Here is a 26,386-nt window from a genome sequence, read left to right on the forward strand (position 1 = left end):
TCTTGTGTCGAGAAATAAGTAAACCGGAATCTGAAGATGTCTGAACCACGTTTCGTCCACCTGCGGGTGCATAGCGACTATTCCATGATCGATGGGCTGGCAAAAACCGGGCCGCTGGTGAAAAAGGCGGCCTCGCTTGGCATGCCTGCGCTGGCGATCACCGATTTTACTAACCTGTGCGGACTGGTGAAGTTCTACGGAGCGGGACATGGCGCAGGTCTGAAGCCCATCGTCGGCGCGGATTTTCACGTCCAGAGCGAACTGATGGGCGATGAGTTCACCGAACTCACGGTTCTGGCGGCCAACAATGTGGGTTATCAAAACCTGACGCTGCTGATTTCACGTGCTTATCAACGCGGCTATGGCGCGCTGGGACCGTGGATTGACCGGGACTGGCTGGCCGAACATCAGGAAGGACTGATCCTGCTTTCCGGCGCGCGTAAAGGCGATGTTGGCGTCAGCCTGACGCGTGGCAATATGGCGCTGGTCGATCAATGCCTCTCTTTCTACCAGGAGCATTTCCCGGATCGCTACTATCTGGAGCTGATCCGCACCGGTCGCGCCGATGAAGAGGCCTATTTACACGCTGCCGTGCAGCTGGCTGAAGAGCGCGGTATACCGGTCGTGGCGACTAACGATGTGCGTTTCCTGGAAACCGGTGATTTCGATGCGCATGAGATCCGCGTCGCGATTCATGACGGCTTTACCCTGGACGATCCGAAGCGCCCGCGCAAATACTCGCCGCAGCAATATATGCGCAGCGAAGATGAAATGTGCGAGCTGTTCTCCGATATTCCGGAAGCGCTGGAAAATACCGTCGAAATCGCCAAGCGCTGCAACGTTACCGTACGTCTTGGCGAATACTTCCTGCCGCAGTTCCCGACCGGGGATATGACGACGGAAGATTATCTGGTTAAAAAATCAAAAGAGGGCCTGGAAGAGCGTCTGGCTTTCCTGTTCCCTGATCCTGAAGAGCGCGTTAAACGCCGACCTGAATACGATGAGCGACTGGATATCGAACTTCAGGTGATTAACCAGATGGGCTTCCCCGGTTACTTCCTGATCGTCATGGAGTTTATCCAGTGGTCCAAGGATAACGGCGTACCGGTAGGGCCGGGACGTGGTTCCGGCGCCGGGTCGTTAGTCGCCTACGCCTTAAAAATCACCGACCTGGATCCGCTGGAATTCGATCTGCTGTTCGAACGTTTCCTGAACCCTGAACGTGTATCGATGCCCGACTTTGACGTCGACTTCTGCATGGAGAAGCGCGATCAGGTTATCGAGCACGTGGCGGAGATGTACGGTCGCGATGCGGTATCGCAGATTATCACCTTCGGTACGATGGCGGCGAAAGCGGTTATTCGCGACGTGGGCCGCGTGCTTGGCCATCCGTACGGGTTCGTGGATCGGATCTCGAAACTGGTGCCCCCCGACCCGGGGATGACGCTGGCGAAAGCGTTTGAGGCCGAGCCGCAGCTGCCGGAGATCTACGAAGCTGACGAAGAGGTCAGAGCGCTGATCGACATGGCGCGTAAGCTGGAAGGCGTCACGCGTAACGCCGGTAAGCATGCGGGGGGCGTGGTTATCGCCCCGACCAAAATTACCGACTTCGCCCCGCTATATTGCGATGAAGCAGGTTTGCATCCGGTCACCCAGTTTGATAAGAACGACGTCGAATACGCCGGGCTGGTGAAGTTCGACTTCCTTGGCCTGCGTACGCTGACCATCATCAACTGGGCGCTGGAGATGATCAACAAGCGGCGGGCGAAGAACGGCGAGCCGCCGCTGGATATCGCGGCGATCCCGCTGGACGATAAGAAAAGCTTCGATATGCTGCAACGCTCGGAAACCACTGCGGTTTTCCAGCTTGAATCGCGCGGCATGAAAGACCTGATTAAACGCCTTCAGCCCGACTGCTTCGAAGATATGATCGCGCTGGTGGCCCTGTTCCGTCCGGGGCCGCTGCAATCGGGGATGGTAGATAACTTTATCGACCGTAAGCACGGCCGCGAAGAGATCTCTTACCCGGACGTACAGTGGCAGCATGAGTGTCTGAAACCGGTGCTTGAGCCGACGTATGGCATTATCCTGTATCAGGAACAGGTCATGCAGATTGCCCAGGAGCTCTCAGGCTATACCCTCGGCGGCGCGGATATGCTGCGTCGTGCGATGGGTAAGAAAAAGCCGGAAGAGATGGCCAAGCAGCGCGGCACCTTTGAGGAAGGGGCGAGGAAAAACGGCATTGACGGCGAGCTGGCGATCAAAATCTTTGACCTGGTGGAGAAATTCGCCGGTTACGGATTTAACAAATCGCACTCGGCGGCCTATGCGCTGGTCTCCTACCAGACGCTGTGGCTGAAAGCACACTATCCGGCCGAGTTTATGGCGGCGGTGATGACCGCGGATATGGATAACACCGAGAAAGTGGTGGGGCTGGTCGACGAGTGCTGGCGGATGGGCCTGAAAATCCTGCCGCCGGATATTAACTCCGGTCTGTACCATTTCCACGTGAATGACGACGGTGAAATCGTCTACGGTATCGGCGCGATTAAAGGGGTCGGCGAAGGGCCGATCGAAGCCATTATTGAAGCGCGTAACAACGGCGGTTATTTCCGCGAGTTGTTCGATCTTTGCGCCCGCACCGATACCAAAAAGCTGAACCGTCGGGTGCTGGAAAAACTGATTATGTCCGGGGCGTTTGACCGCCTCGGGCCGCATCGCGCGGCATTAATGAATTCGCTGGGCGATGCGCTGAAGGCCGCCGATCAGCATGCGAAAGCCGAGGCGATTGGCCAGGCGGATATGTTCGGGGTGCTGGCGGAAGAGCCGGAGCAAATCGAGCAATCCTATGCCAACTGCCAGCCGTGGCCGGAGCAGGTGGTGCTGGATGGTGAAAGGGAGACCCTGGGGCTGTACCTGACGGGTCATCCTATCAACCAGTATTTGAAAGAGATTGAGCGCTATGTTGGCGGCGTGAGACTCAAAGACATGCATCCGACCGATCGTGGTAAAGTCACCACGGCGGCGGGGCTCGTTATTGCTGCGCGGGTAATGGTCACCAAGCGCGGCAATCGTATCGGTATCTGTACGTTGGATGACCGTTCCGGGCGTCTGGAGGTGATGTTATTTACCGACGCGCTGGATAAATATCAGCAATTGCTGGAAAAAGACCGCATACTTATCGTCAGCGGACAGGTCAGCTTTGATGACTTCAGCGGGGGGCTTAAAATGACCGCCCGTGAAGTCATGGACATTGACGAAGCCCGGGAAAAATATGCTCGCGGGCTTGCTATCTCGCTGACGGACAGGCAAATTGATGACCAGCTTTTAAACCGACTCCGTCAGTCTCTGGAACCCCACCGTTCGGGAACCATTCCAGTACACCTCTATTATCAGAGGGCGGATGCGCGCGCGCGGCTGCGTTTTGGCGCAACATGGCGCGTCTCTCCGAGCGATCGTTTACTCAACGATCTGCGTGGCCTTATCGGCTCGGAGCAGGTGGAACTGGAGTTTGACTAATACAGGAATACTATGAGTCTGAATTTCCTTGATTTTGAACAGCCGATTGCAGAGCTGGAAGCGAAAATCGATTCCCTGACTGCGGTAAGCCGTCAGGATGAGAAACTCGATATTAACATCGACGAAGAAGTGCATCGTCTGCGCGAAAAAAGCGTTGAACTGACGCGTAAAATCTTCGCCGATCTGGGGGCATGGCAGGTTGCTCAACTGGCACGCCACCCACGTCGCCCGTACACCCTGGATTATGTTCGCCTGGCATTCGACGAATTTGACGAACTGGCTGGCGACCGCGCTTACGCTGACGATAAAGCCATTGTTGGCGGTATTGCGCGTCTGGACGGGCGTCCGGTGATGATTATCGGCCACCAGAAAGGGCGCGAAACGAAAGAGAAGATTCGCCGCAACTTCGGGATGCCGGCGCCGGAAGGCTATCGTAAGGCGCTGCGCCTGATGGAGATGGCTGAGCGTTTCAAAATGCCGATCATCACCTTTATCGACACCCCGGGTGCGTACCCGGGCGTGGGTGCGGAAGAGCGCGGCCAGTCTGAGGCGATTGCCCGTAACCTGCGCGAAATGTCGCGTCTGAGCGTTCCGGTCATCTGTACCGTTATCGGGGAAGGTGGTTCCGGCGGCGCGCTGGCGATCGGCGTTGGCGACAAGGTCAACATGCTGCAGTACAGCACCTATTCGGTCATTTCACCGGAAGGCTGTGCCTCCATTCTGTGGAAAAGCGCGGATAAAGCCCCGCTGGCGGCCGAAGCGATGGGGATCATTGCTCCACGTCTGAAAGAGCTGAAGCTGATTGACTCAATTATCCCGGAACCTCTGGGCGGCGCTCATCGCAACCCGGAAGCCATTGCGGCAAGCCTGAAGGCGCAGCTGCTGGCGGATCTGGCTGACCTCGACACCCTGAGTGAAGAGGAGCTGTTAAATCGTCGCTACCAGCGTCTGATGAGCTACGGCTACGCCTGATTATTTCTCGCGTCAATATTGCCTGGGGCCGGATTTTTCCGGCCCCTTTTTTATGTGCGATACGCCAGCGCGATTGCTATGATGCCTGACTCAGGTCAATTCCAGGAGGAAAGCGTGAATATCATCGCCATCATGGGGCCCCACGGCGTCTACCACAAAGACGAACCGATCAAAGAGCTGGAAGCGGCCCTGCAACGGCAAGGCTTTCAGACTATCTGGCCGCAAAACAGCGCCGACCTGCTGCAGTTTATCGAACATAATCCGCGGATCTGCGGAGTCATCTTTGACTGGGATGAGTACAACGCCGATCTGTGCAGCGATATCAATCAGCTGAATGAGTATCTCCCGCTATACGCCTTTATCAACGCGCATTCGACGATGGATGTCAGCAGTCAGGATCTGCGTATGACGCTGTGGTTCTTTGAATACGCGCTTGGCCTGGCAGAAGAGATCGCCACCCGAATCGCCCAGTACACGCGTGAATACCTGGATAACATTACGCCGCCGTTTACCAAAGCCCTGTTCAACTATGTGCAGGAGGGAAAATATACCTTCTGTACGCCGGGGCATATGGGGGGCAGCGCGTACCAGAAAAGCCCGGTTGGCTGCCTGTTTTATGACTTTTTCGGGGGCAATACGCTGAAAGCCGACGTGTCGATTTCGGTTACCGAGCTGGGGTCGCTGCTCGATCATACCGGGCCGCACCTGGAGGCTGAAGAGTATATCGCCCGCGCCTTTGGTGCCGAGCAGAGCTACATGGTGACGAACGGCACCTCGACGTCGAACAAAATTGTCGGCATGTATTCGGCGCCGGCGGGCAGCACGCTGCTGATTGACCGTAACTGCCATAAGTCACTGGCGCACCTGCTGATGATGAGCGATGTCGTTCCACTGTGGCTGAAACCGACGCGTAACGCGCTGGGTATTCTGGGCGGCATACCGAAACGGGAATTCACCCGCGACAGCATTCAGCAGAAGGTCGATACCACGAGCGGAGCCGGGTGGCCGGTACATGCGGTGATTACCAACTCCACCTACGACGGGCTGCTGTATAACACCACCTGGATCAAAGAGACGCTCGATGTGCCCTCGATCCATTTTGATTCGGCCTGGGTGCCTTACACTCATTTCCATCCGATCTACCAGGGGAAAAGCGGGATGAGCGGCGATCGCATTCCGGGTAAGGTGGTCTTCGAAACACAATCAACGCACAAAATGCTGGCCGCGCTGTCGCAGGCCTCGCTGATCCACATTAAAGGCAGCTACGACGAAGAGACCTTTAATGAAGCGTTTATGATGCACACCTCGACGTCGCCGAGCTATCCGATCGTGGCTTCGATAGAAACCGCGGCGGCCATGCTGCGCGGCAATTCTGGCAAGCGTTTGATCCAACGCTCCATTGAGCGAGCGCTGGATTTCCGCAAAGAGGTTCAGCGTCTGCGTGAAGAGACTGACGGCTGGTTCTTTGATATCTGGCAGCCGGAGGATATTGAGCAGGTGCAGTGCTGGCCGGTGGCAGGGGGGGAGAACTGGCACGGTTTCAAAGACGCTGACGATAATCATATGTTCCTCGACCCGGTGAAGGTGACGATCCTGACGCCGGGAATGGATGAACAGGGCAATATGGACGGTGAGGGGATCCCGGCGGCGCTGGTGGCGAAATTCCTCGATGAGCGCGGCGTGGTCGTGGAAAAAACGGGTCCCTATAACCTGCTGTTTCTGTTCAGCATCGGCATCGATAAAACCCGGGCGATGGGGCTGCTGCGCGGCTTAACCGAGTTTAAGCGCGCCTACGATCTCAACCTGCGAGTGAAGAACATGCTGCCGGATCTCTACGCGGAAGATCCCGATTTTTATCGCAATATGCGTATTCAGGATCTGGCGCAGGGGATCCATCGCCTGATCCGTCAGCACCAGCTTTCACAGCTGATGCTGAGCGCGTTTGACGTGCTGCCGGAAATGAAAATGACGCCGCATCAGGCCTGGCAGCGGCAAATCAAAGGTGAAGTCGAAACCATTGCGCTGGAAAATCTGGTTGGGCGCATTTCGGCTAATATGATTCTGCCGTACCCGCCGGGCGTACCGCTGTTGATGCCCGGAGAGATGATTACCGAAGAGAGCCGGGCGGTGCTCGATTTCCTGCTGATGCTCTGCTCGATTGGCCGCCATTATCCGGGCTTTGAAACGGATATCCACGGGGCGAAGCGCGGGGACGACGGCGTCTACCGGGTACGAGTCTTAAAAAATGACTCACTGCTTGCACCGCGCTAAGCGGCGCGAGTAACCTGGATGGCATTAACTGGAGGAGTAGACATGCTGGGTTTAAAACGGGTTCACCATATTGCTATCATCGCGACCAATTATGCGCGGAGCAAAGTCTTTTACTGCGATATTCTGGGCTTTACGTTGCAGAGTGAGTTTTATCGTGAAGAGCGCGACTCGTGGAAGGGCGATCTGGCATTGAACGGCGAGTATGTTATTGAACTGTTCTCTTTCCCGTTCCCTCCAGCTCGTCCGAGCCGTCCGGAAGCCTGTGGGCTGCGTCATCTGGCCTTTAGCGTGGATGATATTGACGCGGCGGTGGCTCATCTGGAAAAGCATGGCGTGGCCTGTGAGGGAATTCGCATCGATCCTTTTACCGGCAAACGCTTCACCTTTTTTAACGATCCCGACGGCCTGCCGCTGGAGATTTATCAGCAGTAACCCTTGCCAGAGCGCGCCCGGCCCGGTAACGTGCCGGGCTATCTCCCCAGCGACACTATCAAGATGATGACGCCCGATATTGCGCACACCCTACACCCCTATCGTCAGTTTTTGGTCGCCTTCAGCGGCGGTCTGGATTCGACGGTGCTTTTACATCAACTGGTCTGTTGGCGAGAACGGGACCCGACGCTGCAGCTGCGGGCCATCCATATTCACCATGGCCTGAGCGCGAATGCCGATAGCTGGGTTGCGCACTGCCAGCAGGTTTGTCAGCACTGGCAGGTTCCGCTGGTGGTCGAGCGCGTCACCCTGGCGGATGACGGCCTGGGCGTGGAGGCGCATGCGCGTCAGGCACGCTACCAGGCTTTCCGGGGGGCGCTGCGGCCGGGAGAAGCCCTGGTGACGGCTCAACACCTCGACGATCAGTGTGAAACCTTCCTGTTGGCGCTCAAACGCGGCAGCGGCCCAACCGGGCTGGCGGCGATGGCGGCATCCTCCGGGTTTGCCGCTACCCGGCTGCTGCGTCCTCTGCTGAATACCCGTCGTGAGACGCTGCACCAGTGGGCGCTGGCTCATCAGCTCAGCTGGATTGAGGACGAGAGTAATCAGGATGATACCTACGATCGTAACTTCCTCCGCCTGCGCGTTGTCCCGCAGCTTAACGCGCGCTGGCCCCACTTTAGTGAAGCGGTCGCGCGTAGCGCCAGCCTGTGCGGTGAACAGGAGCAGCTGCTGGATGAACTGCTGGCGGAAGATTTGGCAAAACTGGTGGCGGATGACGGTTCGTTAGCTATCGACGCGCTGGCGTCCATGAGCGCGCCGCGCCGCGCCGCGCTGCTGCGGCGCTGGCTGGCCAGGCACTCTGCGCCGATGCCCTCGCGCGAGATGACGGAGCGAATCTGGCGCGAAGTCGCGCTGGCGCGGGAGGATGCCTTTCCCTGTCTGCGTCTTGGCGATTTTTCCGTGCGCCGTTATCAGCAGCGGCTGTGGTGGGTCAGGTATCAACCCGGCCAGACGAATGCGCTGCTACCGTGGCCGGACTACCGACAACCGCTACGGCTGCCTGAAGGTCTTGGCGAACTGGCGCTGCAACCAGGCGGACCGTTACGTGCCCCGCGTGGTGAAGAGCCGGTGACGGTGCGCTTTCGCGCCAGCGGGAATCTGCATATTGTCGGTCGTCACGGTGGCCGCAAGCTGAAGAAAATCTGGCAGGAGCTGGGCGTGGCCCCCTGGCGCCGCGATACCACACCGCTACTGTTCTACGGTGAGACGCTGATTGCGGCGGCGGATTCGCTGTTCGTAACCTGCGAAGGGGAAGCGCGGGAAGGCGAAGGGGTAGAGATGATATGGAGGAAAACGGGCGGCTGAGCCACCCGTTTTTATTCAGGACTCACTGACCACCACGGTACCGATTTCCGGGTGGCTGAAGCTGGCGATTTTATCCAGGCGTAGTTCGCGAATGTTTCCGCTCAGTTCCACCACCAGATACTCGATATTTTTGCGCGAGATAAGATCGCTTGCCTTCGCTTGCAGCTGCTCACCATCTTTGAGCGTCAGGACAAGCACCAGATGATGCTGGCAGGCAAGTTCGAGGTTGTCATAATCATCACAGTTGATGGGTTGATAAGTATCATTCATTGACATAATCGCTCACCAGTAAGTTTGCTGCCGCACAGGCGGCTTTTTCCCTGACTGACTCCGAAAGGGCCTCATCCGCCGCAATTTCATTCAATACTTTCAACACGCAACCCAGCGCATCTGGAATATACCCTAGGTCTCCGCTGGCTATTTCCGCATACCGCTTGCGTATTAACTCACAATATTGGTCCACATGCCCTCCTGTCAGTATTCTGACTCAACCGTGGGATGCAAGTTTAAGCCTACGAAGATACACTCTGTTTAGCAAGGTGACTATACCATAGTCATTTAAGCAATATCAGCAGGATGAAAAGAGAGCCGCCGATTGCCGGCAGCCTTTTGTCGCCCGTTTCGCTACAATGTACGCCATTTATTTCAGGAGAGTATTCATGGCGCTGAAAGCGACAATTTATAAGGCTACGGTGAACGTTGCCGATCTCGATCGCAACCAGTTTCTGGATGCCAGCCTGACGCTGGCTCAGCATCCGTCGGAAACCCAGGAGCGCATGATGCTACGCCTGCTGGCGTGGATCAAATACGCCGACGAACGTCTGCAGTTTACCCGCGGCCTCTCGTCAGAGGATGAGGCAGAACTCTGGCTACTCAACGATCATCTCGGCGTTGACCTGTGGATTGAGCTTGGTTTGCCGGATGAGCGGCGGATTAAAAAAGCGTGTTCACGGGCGCAGGAGGTGGTGTTGTTTGCCTACAATAGCCGGGCAGCGGAAATCTGGTGGCAGCAGAACAAGAGCAAAATGGCGCAGTTTAGCAAACTGACGGTCTGGTATCTGGATGATGCGCAGCTCGCCAGGCTCAGCGCTTTTGCCGATCGTTCAATGGTGCTACAGGCCACTTTACAGGACGGCGGCATCTGGCTATCTGACGCTAAGAATAATCTGGAAATTCATTTAACGGCGTGGCAGCCGTCGGCATGATTACGATTAGCCGCAGCGTGGTTATTCCGGATGAAGAGATAACCTTGTCCGGGATACGCGCGCAGGGCGCGGGCGGTCAGCACGTGAATAAAGCGTCTACCGCCATCCATCTGCGCTTTGACATAAAAGCATCCAGTCTGCCTGATTATTATAAAGAACGATTACTGGCCGCCAGTCACCACTTAATTTCTGCCGAGGGTGTGGTTATCATTAAGGCTCAGGAATATCGCAGCCAGGAAATGAATCGCGAAGCGGCCATTTCCCGTCTGGTTGCGTTAATAAAAGAATTAACCGCAGTGCAAAAAAGTCGCCGTGAGACCCGGCCGACCCGGGCGTCAAAAGAGCGTCGTCTTGCCTCGAAGGCGCAAAAGTCCTCTGTCAAAGCGCTGCGGGGGAAAGTTCGTCAGTAGGCGGCATGGCGAACGGGTGGAATGGATTATAAGGAATTAACAGTGAAGAAAATCGTACTCTCCGTTGCCGTAGCGTGTTCGCTCTTTGCGCTATTTGGCTGCAACCATCGTTCGGATGTCGAGATGTTACAGCCGGCGCCGATGGAAGAACTGAAGCCGATGCAGCAAAGCTGGCGTGGCATTTTGCCCTGCGCCGATTGTGAAGGGATTGAAACCTCGCTGTTCCTCGAAAAGGATGGCAGCTGGGTTATGAACGAACGTTACCAGGGCGTCAGCCGTGAACCGTCATCGTTCGCCTCGTACGGGACCTGGGCGCGGACCGCCGATAAGCTGGTCCTGACCGACAGCAAAGGGGAGAAGTCCTACTATCGCGCGAAGGGGGAAACCCTGGAAATGCTCGATCGGGAAGGTAACCCCATTGAGTCAACGCTCAACTACACCCTGAAATCGGTCAAAGCCAGCCTGCCGACTACGCCGATGACCATGCGCGGGATGTATTTCTATATGGCGGATGCGGCCACCTTCACCGACTGCGCGACCGGTAAGCGGATCGCGGTGGCTAACAATGCCCAGCTTGAGCGCGATTATGCCGCCGCTCGCGGGACGCAAACGCGCCCGGTGCTGCTGGTGGTAGAAGGGCACTTTACGCTGGAAGCCAACCCCGATAGCGGGGAGATGGTGAAAACGCTGATGGCGGATAAAAATAGTAAATTCGTGCCGGGCAAAGAGTGTAACCAGTAAGTGTTTTCTCGCTTCGTGCCGGGCAAAGAGTGTAACCAGTAAGTCGTTTTCTCGCGAACGCGGCAAACAAACGCTGCGGAAAACGGAGCAGCGAACCTCGTTGCCAACATAAAAAAGGCCCCGCAGATGCGGGGCCTTTTTACGTTTAGCGGTGGGTTCAGCCTTTAATAGCGTTAACCAGGTAATTCACGATATCGCCGGTTTTGATCAGCTGCTTCTCGCCGTTGCGACGATATTTATATTCGATATCGTCATTGTCGAGGTTGCGATCGCCGAGCACGATGGTATGCGGAATACCAATCAGCTCCATGTCGGCAAACATCACGCCCGGACGCTCTTTACGGTCGTCCATCAGCACTTCGATACCCTGTGCGCGCAGCTCGCTATACAGCTTCTCAGCCAGCTCCTGCACGCGGTAGGATTTGTGCATGTTCATCGGCAGGATAGCGACCTGGAAAGGGGCGATCGCATCTGGCCAGATAATACCGCGGTCGTCATGGTTCTGCTCAATGGCAGCAGCCACCACGCGGGTTACCCCGATACCGTAGCAGCCCATAGTCAGCACCTGGTTACGGCCGTCTTCACCCTGCACCGAGGCGTTCATCGCCTGTGAGTACTTGGTCCCCAGCTGGAAGATGTGACCCACTTCGATGCCACGTTTAATCAGCAGCGTACCCTGGCCATCCGGGCTCGGATCGCCGGCGACAACGTTACGGATATCGGCAACTTCCGGGGTCGCCACATCGCGATCCCAGTTAATGCCGAAGTAGTGTTTACCATCGATGTTGGCGCCAGCAGCGAAATCGCTCATCGCCGCCACGGTACGGTCGATAACCACCGGAATCGGCATATTCACCGGCCCCAGAGAACCTGGACCTGCGTTAACGATGGCGCGAATTTCTGCTTCAGTAGCGAAGGTCAGCGGGCTGGCAACCTGCGCCAGTTTTTCTGCTTTCACTTCGTTCAGCTCGTGGTCGCCGCGCACCAGCAGGGCAACCAGCGGGTAGCTGCTGCCTTCAACTGCTTTAACCAGCAGGGTTTTGACGGTCTTCTCAACCGGCAGGTTGAACTGCTCGACCAGCTCGGCGATGGTTTTCGCATTCGGCGTATCGACCAGCGTCATCTCCTGAGTTGCTGCCGCGCGCGGTGCTTTCGGCGCAACTGCTTCAGCAAACTCAATGTTGGCCGCGAAGTCAGAGCTGTCAGAGAAGATCACGTCATCTTCGCCGCTCTGCGCCAGAACCTGGAACTCATGAGACGCGCTACCGCCGATTGAGCCGGTGTCAGCCTGTACCGCGCGGAAATCAAGACCCATGCGAGTGAAGATTTTGCTGTAGGCAGCATACATCGCATCGTAGGTCTCTTGCAGCGATTCCTGAGAGGTATGGAAAGAGTAGGCATCTTTCATCAGGAACTCGCGAGAGCGCATTACGCCAAAGCGCGGGCGAACTTCGTCACGGAACTTGGTCTGAATCTGGAAGAAGTTCAGCGGCAGCTGCTTGTAAGAGTTCAGCTCGTTACGGATCAGGTCGGTAATGACCTCTTCATGCGTTGGACCGAGAACAAACGGACGCTCGCCGCGGTCAACGAAACGCAGCAGTTCCGGACCGTACTGCTCCCAGCGACCGCTCTCCTGCCACAGGTCCGCTGGCTGAACTACCGGCATGGACACCTCGATGGCACCGGCGTTGTTCATCTCTTCACGCACGATGTTTTCGACTTTTTTCAGGACGCGCAGGCCGGTCGGCAGCCAGGTATACAACCCGGAGGCCAGCTTGCGGATCATCCCGGCGCGCAGCATCAACTGATGGCTGATGACTTCGGCGTCGGCAGGTGTCTCCTTTTGAGTGGAGAGCAGGTATTGGCTAGTACGCATGTTGTTACGGTTCCATTTGGACGATCGGAACAGGCTGGGGGACCAGCCTGAAACAAAAAAAGTGGTTTAGTTTACCAGTGTGGCAAAGATGCCAAAAGAGAGGAAAATAAAATTAGCGCGGTTCAAGGGAAAAGACTTCAAAACCGGACGGAATCACGCGCCAGCGTACGTTAAAATCGAGCAGCCAGACGGCATAAGTTTTTCCCGCTTCTTCCTCTTTACGATAGGCCGGCCGCGGATCCTGCGCCAGCACCTCGCAGATGAACGCTGTAAGGTGCGGATAGCGCTGTTCCAGGGCGAGGAGCTGCGCCTGCGTTTCAGGGGTAAAGCTGACCGCCATCTCCGCCTGCGGCGCCTGCTGGGCGTAGCTGGCGTTGGCATCCGGCAGCGCTTCGGCAAACGGCAGGTAAGGTTTGATATCGACGACCGGCGTACCGTCTACCAAATCCAGACTGCCAAGCTGAAGGATGACCTGATCTTGATGACAGCGAACGCCTTTCAGTTCAACCAGCGACATCCCGATGGGATTCGGGCGAAACGTTGAACGCGTGGCGAACACGCCCATACGCGCATTGCCGCCGAGGCGGGGAGGGCGCACGGTGGGGCGCCAGCCGCCTTCCATCGTCTGATGGAAAACAAACAGCACCCACAGATGACTGAATGCTTCCAGGCCGCGGACGGCATCAGCCTGGTTATAAGGCGGCAGCAGATGCAATTCGCCGCCGCCATGTTTGACCAGGCCTGGCTGGCGCGGGACGGCAAATTTTTCTTTATATGGCGAGCGGATAACGCCTATCTGCGCAAACTGAAAAGCACTCATTGCGCCGAGACGTTAAGCGCTGAACCCAGGCAAACGGCCTGGCGATAGCATCCTGGTGTGCCGCTGGTGACTTCACAGCTGTGCAGAAGGACCGCGTTAGCTTTCATTTTAGCTGCGTTGATTTGCAGACGCTTGCGGGCGGTCGGGATATTGGGCGGCGAGTCCTGATTGCTGGCCTGGCATGATTCGCCGGTCACTTCACCGAGATCGCGGAATGGCTTCCCGACCAGTGCGGAGGCATCGGTATAAATTCTTACCGGCGCCGGACGTACTGCTTTCGGTTTGGCAGGCTCCGTTTTGGCCGGTGCGGTTGCGGTGCTTTGTACAGGTTCGACGGGAGATCTGCTTAGCATAGAACAGCCGCTTAACATGAGTGCTAACAAACAGACCGGTAAAGCACGCATAGTATTTCCTCAATAAATGATCAAACAGGGCGCTATTGAATCAGGTGCTTGCATAAATGACAAGACGGGCATAAAGCCCGTCCTGCATGATATTACGGTGAAAAGAGATTACCAGCCTTTCACTGCGCCGCCGTTAAAGATTTTGTTAGCGGCTTCGTAAACTTCATCGCTCTGGTAAGCCTGAACAAATTTCTTAACATTCTCCGCATCTTTATTGTCTTCGCGAGCAACAATCAGGTTCACGTACGGAGAGTCCTTACCTTCTACGAAAATACCATCTTTGGCCGGGGTCAGGCCGATCTGGCTGGCGTAGGTAGTGTTGATGACCGCCAGCGCAATCTGTGCATCGTCGAGGGAACGCGGCAGCTGCGGTGCTTCCAGCTCAACAATCTTCAGGTTTTTCGGGTTCTCAATGATATCCAGCGAGGTTGGCAGCAGACCAACGCCTTCTTTCAGTTTGATCAGGCCCACCTGTTGCAGCAGCAGCAGGGAACGACCGAGGTTGGTCGGATCGTTAGGAATGGCAATCTGCGAGCCCGGCTGCAGCTCATCCAGTGATTTGATTTTTTTGGAATAACCGGCAATCGGATAGACAAAGGAGTTACCCACGGCCACCAGTTTGTAGCCACGGTCTTTAATTTGCTGATCGAGGTACGGTTTGTGCTGGAAGGCGTTAACGTCGATATCGCCTTTGCTCAACGCTTCGTTCGGCAGAACATAATCGTTGAAGGTCACCAGCTCAACGTCGAGACCGTATTTCTCTTTCGCCACTTTTTGTGCCACTTCGGCAACCTGCTGCTCGGCACCAACGATGACGCCGACTTTAATATGGTTCGGATCTTTTTCATCCTGACCACAACCCACCAGAGCCAGAGAACCAATTAATGCGCCGACTGCCGCAAAGGTTTTGAAATTAAAGGCCATGTTATTTCCTTTCTGTAAGAGTCTGTGTGTACACGAGTCATTGGGCCGCGCGGAGACGACCCGAATGAGGGGGTGTAGATAATGTTATTTGTGAGTTACAGCCCGGACGATACGATCGCCAGAGAATTGGATTAAATAAACCAGAATAACCAGTAATACCAGCACGGTATTCATTACCGTAGCGTTGTAGCCGATATAGCCGTACTGATAGCCAATCTGCCCCAGACCGCCGGCACCCACCGCTCCGCCCATCGCGGAATAGCCGACCAGCGTAATGAGGGTGATGGTTGCGGCATTTACCAGACCCGGCAGCGCTTCTGGCAGTAGCACCTTACGCACGATCTGCATCGGCGTGGCGCCCATCGCGCGGGATGCCTCGATAAGCCCGGTCGGAATTTCCAGCAGCGCGTTCTCCACCATACGGGCGATAAACGGCGCCGCGCCAACCGTCAGCGGCACAATGGCGGCCTGCAGCCCGATGGACGTACCGACAATCACGCGGGTGAAAGGAATCATCCACACCAGCAGGATAATGAAAGGGATGGAACGGAAAATGTTAACCAGCGCGGACAGCGTCCGGTACAGTTTGGCGTTGGCAATAATCTGTCCCGGGCGGGTGACGTACAGCAGCACACCCACCGGCAGGCCGATGACAAAACCGAAAAAGCCGGAGACGAAGGTCATGGCCAGCGTTTCCCATACGCCGCGCAACAGCAGCCAAATCATTGCCTCAGACATATCCCAGTACCTCTACTTTTACATGGTGTTCCTGCAACCAGGCGATGGCCGCCTGGGTATCTTCCTGCGTGCCGTGCATCTCGGTCAGCATAATGCCGAACTTCACGCCGCCGGCGTAATCCATCTGCGCGCTAATAATGTTGTTATTCACATTAAAGCGGCGGGCGGTTTCAGAGAGCAGCGGAGCGTCGACGGAATGACCGGTGAACTCCATGCGCAGCATAGGGACGCTATCGGGTAGCGCGGTCGGCTTCAGGCGAGCCTGGTAGTCGTCCGGAATATCCAGATGCAGTGTGGATTGAATAAACTGTTGGGCCAGCGGAGTTTTCGGGTGAGAGAAGACTTCACTCACCGTATCCTGCTCGATCAACTGACCATTGCTGATTACCGCGACGCAATCGCAGATACGTTTGACGACATCCATCTCGTGGGTAATCAGCAGAATAGTCAGCCCCAGGCGACGGTTGATATCTTTCAGCAGTTCCAGAATGGAGCGCGTGGTTGCCGGGTCCAGGGCGCTGGTGGCTTCGTCACACAGCAGCACCTTCGGGTTGCTTGCCAGCGCGCGAGCAATAGCCACACGCTGTTTCTGACCGCCGGAAAGGTTTGCCGGGTAGCTATCATGCTTATCGGCAAGACCGACCAGATCCAGCAGTTCGGTCACGCGGCGCTTAATTTCCGCCTGCGGGGTATTATCCAGCTCCAGAGGGAGCGCCACGTTGCCGAAGACGGTGCGCGAGGCCAGCAGGTTAAAGTGCTGGAAAATCATGCCAATCTGGCGACGTGCGCGGGTCAGCGCTTTTTCAGACAGCGCGGTCAGCTCCTGACCGTCAACCTGGACACTGCCTTCGGTCGGACGTTCCAGTAGGTTAACGCAGCGAATCAGCGTACTTTTACCGGCGCCGGATGCGCCGATCACGCCATAAATTTGTCCGGCAGGGACATGCAGGCTGACGTTGTTCAGAGCCTGTATGGTGCGATTCCCCTGCAGGAACACTTTGGTGATATTCGAAAGTTTAATCATCAGTTATTTATTATCGTTTAGCCGTTTGCCGTGGCATTTTCTTCTGCCGTGTCCAGGCGATGCCTGTCAATGAAATGGATGTTAAGGCATCCAGACGTCTAAATCAATCTGCCTCTGTATAATGAGCACTTTCTTGCCTCCAGAAACATGCGATACTAATCAGACTAGCCTTTATCAGGAGCAAACCGGTGGCAAAGTCAGTACCCGCAATTTTTCTCGACCGTGACGGCACGATTAATGTCGATCATGGCTATGTCCACGAAATCGACAACTTTGAATTTATCGATGGCGTCATTGACGCGATGCGTCAGCTAAAGGAGATGGGATTCGCCCTGGTGGTGGTCACCAATCAATCCGGTATCGCGCGCGGTAAGTTCACGGAAGCGCAGTTTGAAACGCTGACCGAATGGATGGACTGGTCTCTGGCCGATCGCGGTATCGATCTGGACGGTATCTATTACTGTCCGCACCACCCGCAGGGGACGGTTGAAGAGTTTCGTCAAACCTGTGATTGCCGTAAGCCGCATCCGGGAATGCTGATCTCGGCACGCGACTATCTTCATATCGATATGGCTGCTTCTTATATGGTTGGCGATAAAGTAGAAGATATGCAGGCCGCCGCCGCCGCATCTATTGGGACTAAAGTCCTGGTTCGTACCGGCAAGCCGGTCACACCGGAAGCGGAAAATGCCGCAGACTGGGTGCTGAATAGCCTGGCAGACCTGCCGGAAGCCATCAAAAAGCAGCAAAAATAGGCGTTAAGTACAAAAGATGAGCGGTTGAAATAAAAATGCATTTTTCCGCTTGTCATTCCCGTTCGGCTCCCTATAATGCGCCTCCATCGACACGGAACAACGGCAAACAAGCCGCCGGGTTGAAAGAGAAAACTTCTGAAAAATGAGGTTGACTCTGCAAGAGGAAAACGTATTATACGGGACCTCGCGACAGAGCGCTCAGCGCCGTCGCACTGCTCTTTAACAATTTATCAGACAATCTGTGTGGGCACTCAAAGTGACATGGATTCTTAACGTCCTCGGACGAAAAATGAATACCAAGTCTCTGAGTGAACACGTAATTCATTACGAAGTTTAATTCACGAGCATCAAACTTAAATTGAAGAGTTTGATCATGGCTCAGATTGAACGCTGGCGGCAGGCCTAACACATGCAAGTCGAGCGGTAGCACAGAGAGCTTGCTCTCGGGTGACGAGCGGCGGACGGGTGAGTAATGTCTGGGAAACTGCCTGATGGAGGGGGATAACTACTGGAAACGGTAGCTAATACCGCATAACGTCGCAAGACCAAAGTGGGGGACCTTCGGGCCTCATGCCATCAGATGTGCCCAGATGGGATTAGCTAGTAGGTGGGGTAATGGCTCACCTAGGCGACGATCCCTAGCTGGTCTGAGAGGATGACCAGCCACACTGGAACTGAGACACGGTCCAGACTCCTACGGGAGGCAGCAGTGGGGAATATTGCACAATGGGCGCAAGCCTGATGCAGCCATGCCGCGTGTATGAAGAAGGCCTTCGGGTTGTAAAGTACTTTCAGCGAGGAGGAAGGCGTTAAGGTTAATAACCTTAGCGATTGACGTTACTCGCAGAAGAAGCACCGGCTAACTCCGTGCCAGCAGCCGCGGTAATACGGAGGGTGCAAGCGTTAATCGGAATTACTGGGCGTAAAGCGCACGCAGGCGGTTTGTTAAGTCAGATGTGAAATCCCCGGGCTCAACCTGGGAACTGCATTTGAAACTGGCAAGCTTGAGTCTTGTAGAGGGGGGTAGAATTCCAGGTGTAGCGGTGAAATGCGTAGAGATCTGGAGGAATACCGGTGGCGAAGGCGGCCCCCTGGACAAAGACTGACGCTCAGGTGCGAAAGCGTGGGGAGCAAACAGGATTAGATACCCTGGTAGTCCACGCTGTAAACGATGTCGACTTGGAGGTTGTTCCCTTGAGGAGTGGCTTCCGGAGCTAACGCGTTAAGTCGACCGCCTGGGGAGTACGGCCGCAAGGTTAAAACTCAAATGAATTGACGGGGGCCCGCACAAGCGGTGGAGCATGTGGTTTAATTCGATGCAACGCGAAGAACCTTACCTACTCTTGACATCCAGAGAACTTAGCAGAGATGCTTTGGTGCCTTCGGGAACTCTGAGACAGGTGCTGCATGGCTGTCGTCAGCTCGTGTTGTGAAATGTTGGGTTAAGTCCCGCAACGAGCGCAACCCTTATCCTTTGTTGCCAGCGATTCGGTCGGGAACTCAAAGGAGACTGCCAGTGATAAACTGGAGGAAGGTGGGGATGACGTCAAGTCATCATGGCCCTTACGAGTAGGGCTACACACGTGCTACAATGGCATATACAAAGAGAAGCGACCTCGCGAGAGCAAGCGGACCTCATAAAGTATGTCGTAGTCCGGATTGGAGTCTGCAACTCGACTCCATGAAGTCGGAATCGCTAGTAATCGTAGATCAGAATGCTACGGTGAATACGTTCCCGGGCCTTGTACACACCGCCCGTCACACCATGGGAGTGGGTTGCAAAAGAAGTAGGTAGCTTAACCTTCGGGAGGGCGCTTACCACTTTGTGATTCATGACTGGGGTGAAGTCGTAACAAGGTAACCGTAGGGGAACCTGCGGTTGGATCACCTCCTTACCTGAAAGAACCTGCCTTTGTAGTGCTCACACAGATTGTCTGATGAAAAATAAGCAGTAAAAAATCTCTGCAGGCTTGTAGCTCAGGTGGTTAGAGCGCACCCCTGATAAGGGTGAGGTCGGTGGTTCAAGTCCACTCAGGCCTACCAAATTCATCCTGAATACTGCGTTGTGAAACGACTCGCATACTTCAGTATGCTTCGTCCTTCCACGCCTTGTCTCAGTATGAATTACCGGTACAAGAGATTAGCATTACGATGGGGCTATAGCTCAGCTGGGAGAGCGCCTGCCTTGCACGCAGGAGGTCTGCGGTTCGATCCCGCATAGCTCCACCATCCTTTACTGCTGCACAATAAGAAAACTTCAGAGTGTACCTGAAAAGGTATGCTGCGAAGTTTTGCTCTTTAAAAATCTGGATCAAGCTGAAAATTGAAACGACGCACTGTTTCCTTTCTCCGTAATAAGAGAGGAAAAGCGGTGTGTTCGAGTCTCTCAAATTTTCGCAACGCGGACTGTTTTACGAAACAGTTTCGGGTTGTGAGGTTAAGCGACTAAGCGTACACGGTGGATGCCCTGGCAGTCAGAGGCGATGAAGGACGTGCTAATCTGCGATAAGCGTCGGTAAGGTGATATGAACCGTTATAACCGGCGATTTCCGAATGGGGAAACCCAGTGTGTTTCGACACACTATCGTTAAGTGAATACATAGCTTAACGAAGCGAACCGGGGGAACTGAAACATCTAAGTACCCCGAGGAAAAGAAATCAACCGAGATTCCCCCAGTAGCGGCGAGCGAACGGGGAGGAGCCCAGAGTCTGAATCAGCGCGTGTGTTAGTGGAACGGTCTGGAAAGTCCGGCGGTACAGGGTGATAGCCCCGTACACTAAAATGCACACGTTGTGAACTCGAAGAGTAGGGCGGGACACGTGGTATCCTGTCTGAATATGGGGGGACCATCCTCCAAGGCTAAATACTCCTGACTGACCGATAGTGAACCAGTACCGTGAGGGAAAGGCGAAAAGAACCCCGGCGAGGGGAGTGAAAAAGAACCTGAAACCGTGTACGTACAAGCAGTGGGAGCCTCTTTATGGGGTGACTGCGTACCTTTTGTATAATGGGTCAGCGACTTATATTCTGTAGCAAGGTTAACCGTATAGGGGAGCCGCAGGGAAACCGAGTCTTAACTGGGCGTTAAGTTGCAGGGTATAGACCCGAAACCCGGTGATCTAGCCATGGGCAGGTTGAAGGTTGGGTAACACTAACTGGAGGACCGAACCGACTAATGTTGAAAAATTAGCGGATGACTTGTGGCTGGGGGTGAAAGGCCAATCAAACCGGGAGATAGCTGGTTCTCCCCGAAAGCTATTTAGGTAGCGCCTCGTGAACTCATCTTCGGGGGTAGAGCACTGTTTCGGCTAGGGGGTCATCCCGACTTACCAACCCGATGCAAACTACGAATACCGAAGAATGTTATCACGGGAGACACACGGCGGGTGCTAACGTCCGTCGTGAAGAGGGAAACAACCCAGACCGCCAGCTAAGGTCCCAAAGTCATGGTTAAGTGGGAAACGATGTGGGAAGGCACAGACAGCCAGGATGTTGGCTTAGAAGCAGCCATCATTTAAAGAAAGCGTAATAGCTCACTGGTCGAGTCGGCCTGCGCGGAAGATGTAACGGGGCTAAACCATGCACCGAAGCTGCGGCAGCGACGCTTATGCGTTGTTGGGTAGGGGAGCGTTCTGTAAGCCGTTGAAGGTGGCCTGTGAGGGTTGCTGGAGGTATCAGAAGTGCGAATGCTGACATAAGTAACGATAAAGCGGGTGAAAAGCCCGCTCGCCGGAAGACCAAGGGTTCCTGTCCAACGTTAATCGGGGCAGGGTGAGTCGACCCCTAAGGCGAGGCCGAAAGGCGTAGTCGATGGGAAACAGGTTAATATTCCTGTACTCGGTGTTACTGCGAAGGGGGGACGGAGAAGGCTATGTTAGCCGGGCGACGGTTGTCCCGGTTTAAGCATGTAGGCGGGAAGTTTAGGTAAATCCGGACTTCTTTTAACGCTGAGGTGTGATGACGAGGCACTACGGTGCTGAAGTAACAAATGCCCTGCTTCCAGGAAAAGCCTCTAAGCATCAGGTAACAACGAATCGTACCCCAAACCGACACAGGTGGTCAGGTAGAGAATACCAAGGCGCTTGAGAGAACTCGGGTGAAGGAACTAGGCAAAATGGTGCCGTAACTTCGGGAGAAGGCACGCTGATGGTAGGTGAAGTGACTTGCTCATGGAGCTGAAATCAGTCGAAGATACCAGCTGGCTGCAACTGTTTATTAAAAACACAGCACTGTGCAAACACGAAAGTGGACGTATACGGTGTGACGCCTGCCCGGTGCCGGAAGGTTAATTGATGGGGTTATCCGTAAGGAGAAGCTCTTGATCGAAGCCCCGGTAAACGGCGGCCGTAACTATAACGGTCCTAAGGTAGCGAAATTCCTTGTCGGGTAAGTTCCGACCTGCACGAATGGCGTAATGATGGCCAGGCTGTCTCCACCCGAGACTCAGTGAAATTGAACTCGCTGTGAAGATGCAGTGTACCCGCGGCAAGACGGAAAGACCCCGTGAACCTTTACTATAGCTTGACACTGAACATTGAGCCTTGATGTGTAGGATAGGTGGGAGGCTTTGAAGTGTGGACGCCAGTCTGCATGGAGCCAACCTTGAAATACCACCCTTTAATGTTTGATGTTCTAACGTAGACCCGTGATCCGGGTTGCGGACAGTGTCTGGTGGGTAGTTTGACTGGGGCGGTCTCCTCCCAAAGAGTAACGGAGGAGCACGAAGGTTAGCTAATCCTGGTCGGACATCAGGAGGTTAGTGCAATGGCATAAGCTAGCTTGACTGCGAGCGTGACGGCGCGAGCAGGTGCGAAAGCAGGTCATAGTGATCCGGTGGTTCTGAATGGAAGGGCCATCGCTCAACGGATAAAAGGTACTCCGGGGATAACAGGCTGATACCGCCCAAGAGTTCATATCGACGGCGGTGTTTGGCACCTCGATGTCGGCTCATCACATCCTGGGGCTGAAGTAGGTCCCAAGGGTATGGCTGTTCGCCATTTAAAGTGGTACGCGAGCTGGGTTTAGAACGTCGTGAGACAGTTCGGTCCCTATCTGCCGTGGGCGCTGGAGAATTGAGGGGGGCTGCTCCTAGTACGAGAGGACCGGAGTGGACGCATCACTGGTGTTCGGGTTGTCATGCCAATGGCATTGCCCGGTAGCTAAATGCGGAAAAGATAAGTGCTGAAAGCATCTAAGCACGAAACTTGCCCCGAGATGAGTTCTCCCTGACTCCTTGAGAGTCCTGAAGGAACGTTGAAGACGACGACGTTGATAGGTCGGGTGTGTAAGCGTAGCGATACGTTGAGCTAACCGATACTAATGAACCGTGAGGCTTAACCTTACAACGCCGAAGCTGTTTTGGCGAAGAGACGAGATTTTCAGCCTGATACAGATTAATCACTGCGCAGAAATGCGGGGTGGTAACAGAATTTGCCTGGCGGCGATAGCGCGGTGGTCCCACCTGACCCCATGCCGAACTCAGAAGTGAAACGCCGTAGCGCCGATGGTAGTGTGGGGTCTCCCCATGTGAGAGTAGGGAACTGCCAGGCATCAAATTACGCAGTAAGCTGATGTAAAAATCAGTAGTTGTAGAAAAATTCGGTGGAGCGGTAGTTCAGTCGGTTAGAATACCTGCCTGTCACGCAGGGGGTCGCGGGTTCGAGTCCCGTCCGTTCCGCCACTTATTAAAAGCCCTGAGCATTTGCTCAGGGCTTTTTCTTTTCCTGCTGTTCTATTTTTGCTTATTGAGCAAAAATCCTCTGCATTTATCGATCTTTTTCCCTTTCGTTACATCAACCATAATGACCTCAATCAGCCAACATTAAGAAATAACGAGGAATTTTATGGCAATCCCTGCATTTGGTCTTGGAACCTTCCGCCTGAAAGATGACGTGGTCATCGCATCAGTGAAAACGGCGCTGGAACTGGGATATCGTACGATTGATACCGCTCAGATTTATGATAACGAAGCCGCTGTTGGCCAGGCTATCGAAGAAAGCGCTGTGCCGCGTGATGAGCTGTTTATCACCACCAAAATCTGGATTGAAAACCTGAGCCCGGAAAAGCTTATCGCCAGTCTTGAAGAGAGTCTGCAGAAGCTGCGTACAGATTATGTCGATCTGACGCTGATCCACTGGCCGTCGCCGAATGATACCGTTGCCGTCGAAGCATTTATGCCTGCACTGCTGGAAGCGAAAAAGCAGGGTCTGACCCGTCAGATTGGCATCTCTAACTTCACGATTCCGCTAATGGAACGTGCGATTGCCGCCGTCGGTGCTGAAAATATCGCGACCAATCAGATTGAGCTCTCTCCGTACCTGCAAAACCGTAAAGTGGTGGAGTGGGCTACACAACACGGTATCCATATCACCTCTTACATGACGCTGGCTTATGGTAAGGCTCTGAAAGATGAAGTGATTGCCGGCATTGCGGCGAAACACAATGCGACGCCGGCACAGGTTATTCTGGCCTGGGCGATAGGTGAAGGCTACGCCGTAATCCCGTCGTCCACGAAGCGCGAAAATCTGGCAAGCAATTTGAAAGCTCAGGATCTGCAGCTGGATGCCGAGGATCGTCAGGCGATCGCCGCGCTGGATTGCAACGATCGTCTGGTTAGCCCGGAAGGCCTGGCGCCTGAGTGGGACTGATCGTCTGAATCAGCACGAGCGGCTGGCCGACTACGCGAAAAGAGCGGTCGGGAACGCGCGTATTACAGCTCCTGCGGGAGCTGTTTTACATGCTCGCTAAGAAAGTCGATAAATGCCCGGATGCGCGTGCTGACGGCTCTGTCACTGTAGTAAACCGCGCTGAACGGCATTTCAACCGGCAGGCGCTTCTCGGCCAGCAGTTCAACAAACTCCCCGCGCGCAATTTCCTGGTTGACCATATAATCGGACAGACAGGCAATACCATTCCCTGCCAGGCATAGCTGCTTAAGGGTTTCCCCGCTGTTCGATGAGATCTCACAATTCACTTCCAGCAGTTGACCATCGCAGCAGGAGACGGGCCAGGTATTCAACGAGACCGGTTCGGTAAAGCCCAGGCACAGGTGATCTTTCAGGTCAGCGACATTTTTCGGCGTACCGTGGCGAGCCAGATAGTCCGGGGAGGCGATAATTTTGCGGTAGCTGTTAAAAAGCGGCCGGGCGCGAAGGCTGGAATCTGTTAACGTACCGGCGCGGATCGCGACGTCGACTTTACGCTCAATCAGATTGATAAAGGTTTCTGATGACACCAGCGACAGGGTCATTTCCGGATAACGTTCGCGGAAAGGTTTCACCAGCGGCATCAGGAAATGCAGCATCACCGGCGTGGCGGCATCAACGCGTAACAATCCCCTCGGCGTCGTCCGTGTCTCCAGAAGTTCATTCTCCGCCGCCGCCATCTCCTGCAGGACAACCTGCATGCGACGAAAATAGCGCTCTCCTTCTTCGGTCAGATTGAGCTGACGGGTTGTACGGTTCAACAGGCTGACGCCAAGTTTTGATTCCAGTTTTTTTACCGCCCGACTGACGGCGGAATTAGCCTGCCCCAGCTGTTCAGCCGCCCGGCTAAAGCTCCCGCTTTCGACGACGGCGATAAAGATGGCTATCTCTTCTGAAGTGGCTCTCATTATTGCACCTGTAGCAAAATTCTATTGAGACTTTGATAGTTTTTGTTATTTAAACATCGCTTCATACTACGTGTCATCTTAATCCTGATGATACGGAGTAAATTATGCCACTGGCGCTACTTGCCTTAACAATCGGTGCCTTTGCTATTGGTACCACGGAATTTGTGATTGTGGGGCTGGTCCCCACGATTGCTGAACAACTGGCTATCTCGTTGCCTTCTGCCGGCCTGCTGGTTTCTATCTACGCTCTGGGGGTGGCCATCGGGGCGCCGGTGCTGACCGCATTGACCGGGCGTATGCCGCGTAAACAGCTGCTGCTGGCGCTGATGGTGCTCTTTACCGCCGGTAACCTGCTGGCCTGGCAGGCTCCCGGTTATGCGACGCTGGTCTTTGCGCGTCTGCTGACTGGCCTGGCACACGGTGTGTTCTTCTCGATTGGCTCCACTATCGCGACGAGCCTGGTGCCGAAAGAGAAAGCCGCTTCGGCCATCGCCATTATGTTTGGTGGCTTAACGGTCGCCCTGGTGACCGGTGTACCGATCGGTACCTTTATCGGCCAGCATTTTGGCTGGAGAGAAACCTTTCTCGCCGTTTCGATTCTCGGCGTCATTGCACTGGTGAGCAGTCTGATTTTGGTACCGAACAACATCCCAGGCCGCGCCAGCGCAAGCCTGCGCGATCAGATTAAGGTCCTCACCCATCCGCGTCTGTTGATGATTTATGCCATCACCGCATTGGGATATGGCGGCGTCTTCACCGCGTTTACTTTCCTGGCTCCCATGATGCAGGAGCTGGCCGGGTTTAGCCCATCAACGGTGAGCTGGATTCTGTTGGGCTATGGTATCTCGGTGGCCGTTGGCAACGTCTGGGGCGGAAAACTGGCCGATAAGCATGGGGCCGTTGCGGCACTGAAGTTAATCTTTGCCGCGTTGGTAGTTCTGCTGCTGGTATTCCAGTTTACCGCCAGCATCCAGTATGCTGCGCTGGCAACGGTGCTGGTGATGGGGATTTTTGCCTTCGGTAACGTGCCGGGGCTGCAGGTTTACGTCGTGCAAAAAGCCGAGCAGTATACGCCGGGTGCGGTTGACGTGGCCTCCGGCCTGAATATCGCCGCGTTCAACGTTGGCATAGCGTTAGGTTCCGTTATCGGTGGACAAACGGTGGAGCGCTATGGGCTGGCCGAGACGCCGTGGATAGGGGCCGTCATCGTCTTCGCTGCGCTGCTGCTGGTTGTGCGCAGTGGTCGTCTGGATAAGTACCGACCGGCAAAGACGGTGAATGTCGAAGGATAAAGGTTTCTCGCGAATTGCATTG

The 26,386-nt window shown here is 54.9% G+C and carries 20 protein-coding genes, 3 tRNA genes and 3 rRNA genes; 17 read left to right on the plus strand and 9 right to left on the minus strand.

The window, feature by feature from the left end; genetic code table 11:
- Nucleotides 1-36: 36 nt before the first annotated feature.
- The 5 genes from dnaE (at nucleotide 37) to tilS (ending at nucleotide 8,562) form a co-directional block, all read left to right on the plus strand.
- Nucleotides 37-3,519, plus strand: coding sequence for a DNA polymerase III subunit alpha (gene dnaE, locus MC50_RS13190; RefSeq protein WP_032697298.1), 3,483 nt, complete (start codon nucleotides 37-39; stop codon nucleotides 3,517-3,519).
- A 12-nt stretch (nucleotides 3,520-3,531) separates the two neighbouring features.
- Nucleotides 3,532-4,491 (plus strand): acetyl-CoA carboxylase carboxyl transferase subunit alpha, encoded by a 960-nt coding sequence (accA, locus tag MC50_RS13195; protein WP_015585101.1) that lies wholly within the window; start codon nucleotides 3,532-3,534, stop codon nucleotides 4,489-4,491.
- A 114-nt stretch (nucleotides 4,492-4,605) separates the two neighbouring features.
- Nucleotides 4,606-6,762 carry a lysine decarboxylase LdcC gene (locus MC50_RS13200; RefSeq protein ID WP_032697299.1) on the plus strand — a complete coding sequence of 719 codons (2,157 nt, stop codon included), beginning with the start codon at nucleotides 4,606-4,608 and terminating at the stop codon, nucleotides 6,760-6,762.
- Nucleotides 6,763-6,804: 42 nt separating this feature from the next.
- Entirely contained in the window at nucleotides 6,805-7,194 is a 390-nt protein-coding gene (locus MC50_RS13205; protein ID WP_047664083.1) for a VOC family protein, read from the plus strand.
- Nucleotides 7,195-7,260: 66 nt separating this feature from the next.
- A complete protein-coding gene (tilS, locus tag MC50_RS13210) occupies nucleotides 7,261-8,562 on the plus strand; it encodes a tRNA lysidine(34) synthetase TilS (protein WP_032697304.1) in 1,302 nt (433 codons plus the stop codon).
- Nucleotides 8,563-8,577: 15 nt separating this feature from the next.
- Here tilS and rof read toward each other — a convergent pair whose 3' ends face one another.
- Together rof and MC50_RS13220 are read right to left on the minus strand one after the other, a co-directional pair.
- Nucleotides 8,578-8,838 carry a Rho-binding antiterminator gene (rof, locus tag MC50_RS13215; protein ID WP_004858152.1) on the minus strand — a complete coding sequence of 87 codons (261 nt, stop codon included), beginning with the start codon at nucleotides 8,836-8,838 and terminating at the stop codon, nucleotides 8,578-8,580.
- Entirely contained in the window at nucleotides 8,825-9,025 is a 201-nt protein-coding gene (locus MC50_RS13220) for a YaeP family protein (protein ID WP_004858155.1), read from the minus strand. Before MC50_RS13220 ends, rof begins: the two co-directional genes overlap by 14 nt.
- A 196-nt stretch (nucleotides 9,026-9,221) precedes the next feature.
- Here MC50_RS13220 and MC50_RS13225 point away from each other — a divergent pair, with 196 nt between their 5' ends.
- The 3 genes from MC50_RS13225 to nlpE are packed head-to-tail and all read left to right on the plus strand — an operon-like array spanning nucleotide 9,222 to nucleotide 10,918.
- The gene (locus tag MC50_RS13225; protein ID WP_032689401.1) at nucleotides 9,222-9,767 is read left to right on the plus strand and encodes a YaeQ family protein; all 546 of its coding nucleotides are present in this window, start codon (nucleotides 9,222-9,224) and stop codon (nucleotides 9,765-9,767) included.
- The gene (gene arfB, locus MC50_RS13230; RefSeq protein WP_032689400.1) at nucleotides 9,764-10,177 is read left to right on the plus strand and encodes an alternative ribosome rescue aminoacyl-tRNA hydrolase ArfB; all 414 of its coding nucleotides are present in this window, start codon (nucleotides 9,764-9,766) and stop codon (nucleotides 10,175-10,177) included. Before MC50_RS13225 ends, arfB begins: the two co-directional genes overlap by 4 nt.
- A 42-nt stretch (nucleotides 10,178-10,219) precedes the next feature.
- Nucleotides 10,220-10,918 carry an envelope stress response activation lipoprotein NlpE gene (nlpE, locus tag MC50_RS13235; RefSeq protein ID WP_085397085.1) on the plus strand — a complete coding sequence of 233 codons (699 nt, stop codon included), beginning with the start codon at nucleotides 10,220-10,222 and terminating at the stop codon, nucleotides 10,916-10,918.
- Nucleotides 10,919-11,075: 157 nt separating this feature from the next.
- On the opposite strand, the gene proS is transcribed toward nlpE, so the two are convergent.
- The 6 genes from proS to metN form a co-directional block, all read right to left on the minus strand.
- Nucleotides 11,076-12,794 carry a proline--tRNA ligase gene (proS, locus tag MC50_RS13240; protein ID WP_004858164.1) on the minus strand — a complete coding sequence of 573 codons (1,719 nt, stop codon included), beginning with the start codon at nucleotides 12,792-12,794 and terminating at the stop codon, nucleotides 11,076-11,078.
- Between the two features lie 112 nt (nucleotides 12,795-12,906).
- Nucleotides 12,907-13,614, minus strand: a complete 708-nt coding sequence (gene tsaA / locus MC50_RS13245; RefSeq protein WP_032689397.1) for a tRNA (N6-threonylcarbamoyladenosine(37)-N6)-methyltransferase TrmO — start codon at nucleotides 13,612-13,614, stop codon at nucleotides 12,907-12,909.
- A complete protein-coding gene (gene rcsF / locus MC50_RS13250) occupies nucleotides 13,611-14,018 on the minus strand; it encodes an Rcs stress response system protein RcsF (RefSeq protein ID WP_004858168.1) in 408 nt (135 codons plus the stop codon). The genes tsaA and rcsF overlap by 4 nt, the downstream gene beginning before the upstream one ends.
- A 108-nt stretch (nucleotides 14,019-14,126) precedes the next feature.
- Nucleotides 14,127-14,942, minus strand: a complete 816-nt coding sequence (locus tag MC50_RS13255) for a MetQ/NlpA family lipoprotein (protein WP_004858169.1) — start codon at nucleotides 14,940-14,942, stop codon at nucleotides 14,127-14,129.
- Nucleotides 14,943-15,026: 84 nt separating this feature from the next.
- On the minus strand, nucleotides 15,027-15,680 hold the full coding sequence (locus tag MC50_RS13260; RefSeq protein ID WP_032689396.1) for a methionine ABC transporter permease MetI: 654 nt from the start codon (nucleotides 15,678-15,680) through the stop codon (nucleotides 15,027-15,029).
- The gene (gene metN / locus MC50_RS13265; protein WP_032689395.1) at nucleotides 15,673-16,704 is read right to left on the minus strand and encodes a methionine ABC transporter ATP-binding protein MetN; all 1,032 of its coding nucleotides are present in this window, start codon (nucleotides 16,702-16,704) and stop codon (nucleotides 15,673-15,675) included. Before metN ends, MC50_RS13260 begins: the two co-directional genes overlap by 8 nt.
- Nucleotides 16,705-16,892: 188 nt before the next feature.
- Between metN and gmhB the strand changes: the two genes are divergently transcribed.
- The 8 genes from gmhB (at nucleotide 16,893) to dkgB (ending at nucleotide 24,107) form a co-directional block, all read left to right on the plus strand.
- On the plus strand, nucleotides 16,893-17,459 hold the full coding sequence (gene gmhB / locus MC50_RS13270) for a D-glycero-beta-D-manno-heptose 1,7-bisphosphate 7-phosphatase (protein ID WP_004858176.1): 567 nt from the start codon (nucleotides 16,893-16,895) through the stop codon (nucleotides 17,457-17,459).
- Nucleotides 17,460-17,814: 355 nt separating this feature from the next.
- A 16S ribosomal RNA gene (locus tag MC50_RS13275) occupies nucleotides 17,815-19,354 on the plus strand.
- A 71-nt stretch (nucleotides 19,355-19,425) separates the two neighbouring features.
- Nucleotides 19,426-19,502: transfer RNA gene (locus MC50_RS13280), tRNA-Ile, on the plus strand.
- A 110-nt stretch (nucleotides 19,503-19,612) separates the two neighbouring features.
- Nucleotides 19,613-19,688 (plus strand) — tRNA-Ala (locus tag MC50_RS13285).
- Between the two features lie 206 nt (nucleotides 19,689-19,894).
- Nucleotides 19,895-22,801: ribosomal RNA gene (locus tag MC50_RS13290) — 23S ribosomal RNA — on the plus strand.
- 92 nt (nucleotides 22,802-22,893) lie between these two features.
- Nucleotides 22,894-23,009, plus strand: a 5S ribosomal RNA gene (rrf, locus tag MC50_RS13295).
- Together the 16S, 23S and 5S rRNA genes with 3 tRNA genes alongside form the textbook arrangement of a ribosomal RNA operon.
- Nucleotides 23,010-23,063: 54 nt before the next feature.
- Nucleotides 23,064-23,140: transfer RNA gene (locus MC50_RS13300), tRNA-Asp, on the plus strand.
- 163 nt (nucleotides 23,141-23,303) lie between these two features.
- The gene (gene dkgB / locus MC50_RS13305) at nucleotides 23,304-24,107 is read left to right on the plus strand and encodes a 2,5-didehydrogluconate reductase DkgB (RefSeq protein ID WP_032689388.1); all 804 of its coding nucleotides are present in this window, start codon (nucleotides 23,304-23,306) and stop codon (nucleotides 24,105-24,107) included.
- A 62-nt stretch (nucleotides 24,108-24,169) separates the two neighbouring features.
- Here the strand turns inward: dkgB and yafC are convergent, their stop codons facing one another.
- Nucleotides 24,170-25,072: a DNA-binding transcriptional regulator YafC gene (gene yafC / locus MC50_RS13310; RefSeq protein WP_032689387.1), complete on the minus strand. Its 903-nt coding sequence runs from the start codon at nucleotides 25,070-25,072 to the stop codon at nucleotides 24,170-24,172.
- 104 nt (nucleotides 25,073-25,176) lie between these two features.
- On the opposite strand from yafC, the gene MC50_RS13315 reads away from it, so the two are divergent.
- Nucleotides 25,177-26,364, plus strand: coding sequence for an MFS transporter (locus MC50_RS13315; protein ID WP_032700764.1), 1,188 nt, complete (start codon nucleotides 25,177-25,179; stop codon nucleotides 26,362-26,364).
- Nucleotides 26,365-26,386: the final 22 nt, after the last annotated feature.

The sequence above is a fragment of the Klebsiella planticola genome, from assembly GCF_000783935.2.
Lineage (GTDB): Bacteria > Pseudomonadota > Gammaproteobacteria > Enterobacterales > Enterobacteriaceae > Klebsiella > Klebsiella planticola.

What these genes read in the sequence shown, in the direction of transcription:
- MC50_RS13315 (WP_032700764.1), top strand. Translation starts at nt 25,177, where the DNA reads ATGCCACTGGCGCTACTTGCCTTAACAATCGGTGCCTTTGCTATTGGT.
- MC50_RS13255 (WP_004858169.1), bottom strand. Translation starts at nt 14,942, where the DNA reads ATGGCCTTTAATTTCAAAACCTTTGCGGCAGTCGGCGCATTAATTGGT.
- tilS (WP_032697304.1), top strand. Translation starts at nt 7,261, where the DNA reads ATGACGCCCGATATTGCGCACACCCTACACCCCTATCGTCAGTTTTTG.
- rcsF (WP_004858168.1), bottom strand. Translation starts at nt 14,018, where the DNA reads ATGCGTGCTTTACCGGTCTGTTTGTTAGCACTCATGTTAAGCGGCTGT.
- MC50_RS13225 (WP_032689401.1), top strand. Translation starts at nt 9,222, where the DNA reads ATGGCGCTGAAAGCGACAATTTATAAGGCTACGGTGAACGTTGCCGAT.
- dkgB (WP_032689388.1), top strand. Translation starts at nt 23,304, where the DNA reads ATGGCAATCCCTGCATTTGGTCTTGGAACCTTCCGCCTGAAAGATGAC.
- metN (WP_032689395.1), bottom strand. Translation starts at nt 16,704, where the DNA reads ATGATTAAACTTTCGAATATCACCAAAGTGTTCCTGCAGGGGAATCGC.
- dnaE (WP_032697298.1), top strand. Translation starts at nt 37, where the DNA reads ATGTCTGAACCACGTTTCGTCCACCTGCGGGTGCATAGCGACTATTCC.
- MC50_RS13260 (WP_032689396.1), bottom strand. Translation starts at nt 15,680, where the DNA reads ATGTCTGAGGCAATGATTTGGCTGCTGTTGCGCGGCGTATGGGAAACG.
- proS (WP_004858164.1), bottom strand. Translation starts at nt 12,794, where the DNA reads ATGCGTACTAGCCAATACCTGCTCTCCACTCAAAAGGAGACACCTGCC.
- yafC (WP_032689387.1), bottom strand. Translation starts at nt 25,072, where the DNA reads ATGAGAGCCACTTCAGAAGAGATAGCCATCTTTATCGCCGTCGTCGAA.
- arfB (WP_032689400.1), top strand. Translation starts at nt 9,764, where the DNA reads ATGATTACGATTAGCCGCAGCGTGGTTATTCCGGATGAAGAGATAACC.
- tsaA (WP_032689397.1), bottom strand. Translation starts at nt 13,614, where the DNA reads ATGAGTGCTTTTCAGTTTGCGCAGATAGGCGTTATCCGCTCGCCATAT.
- MC50_RS13205 (WP_047664083.1), top strand. Translation starts at nt 6,805, where the DNA reads ATGCTGGGTTTAAAACGGGTTCACCATATTGCTATCATCGCGACCAAT.
- accA (WP_015585101.1), top strand. Translation starts at nt 3,532, where the DNA reads ATGAGTCTGAATTTCCTTGATTTTGAACAGCCGATTGCAGAGCTGGAA.
- rof (WP_004858152.1), bottom strand. Translation starts at nt 8,838, where the DNA reads ATGTCAATGAATGATACTTATCAACCCATCAACTGTGATGATTATGAC.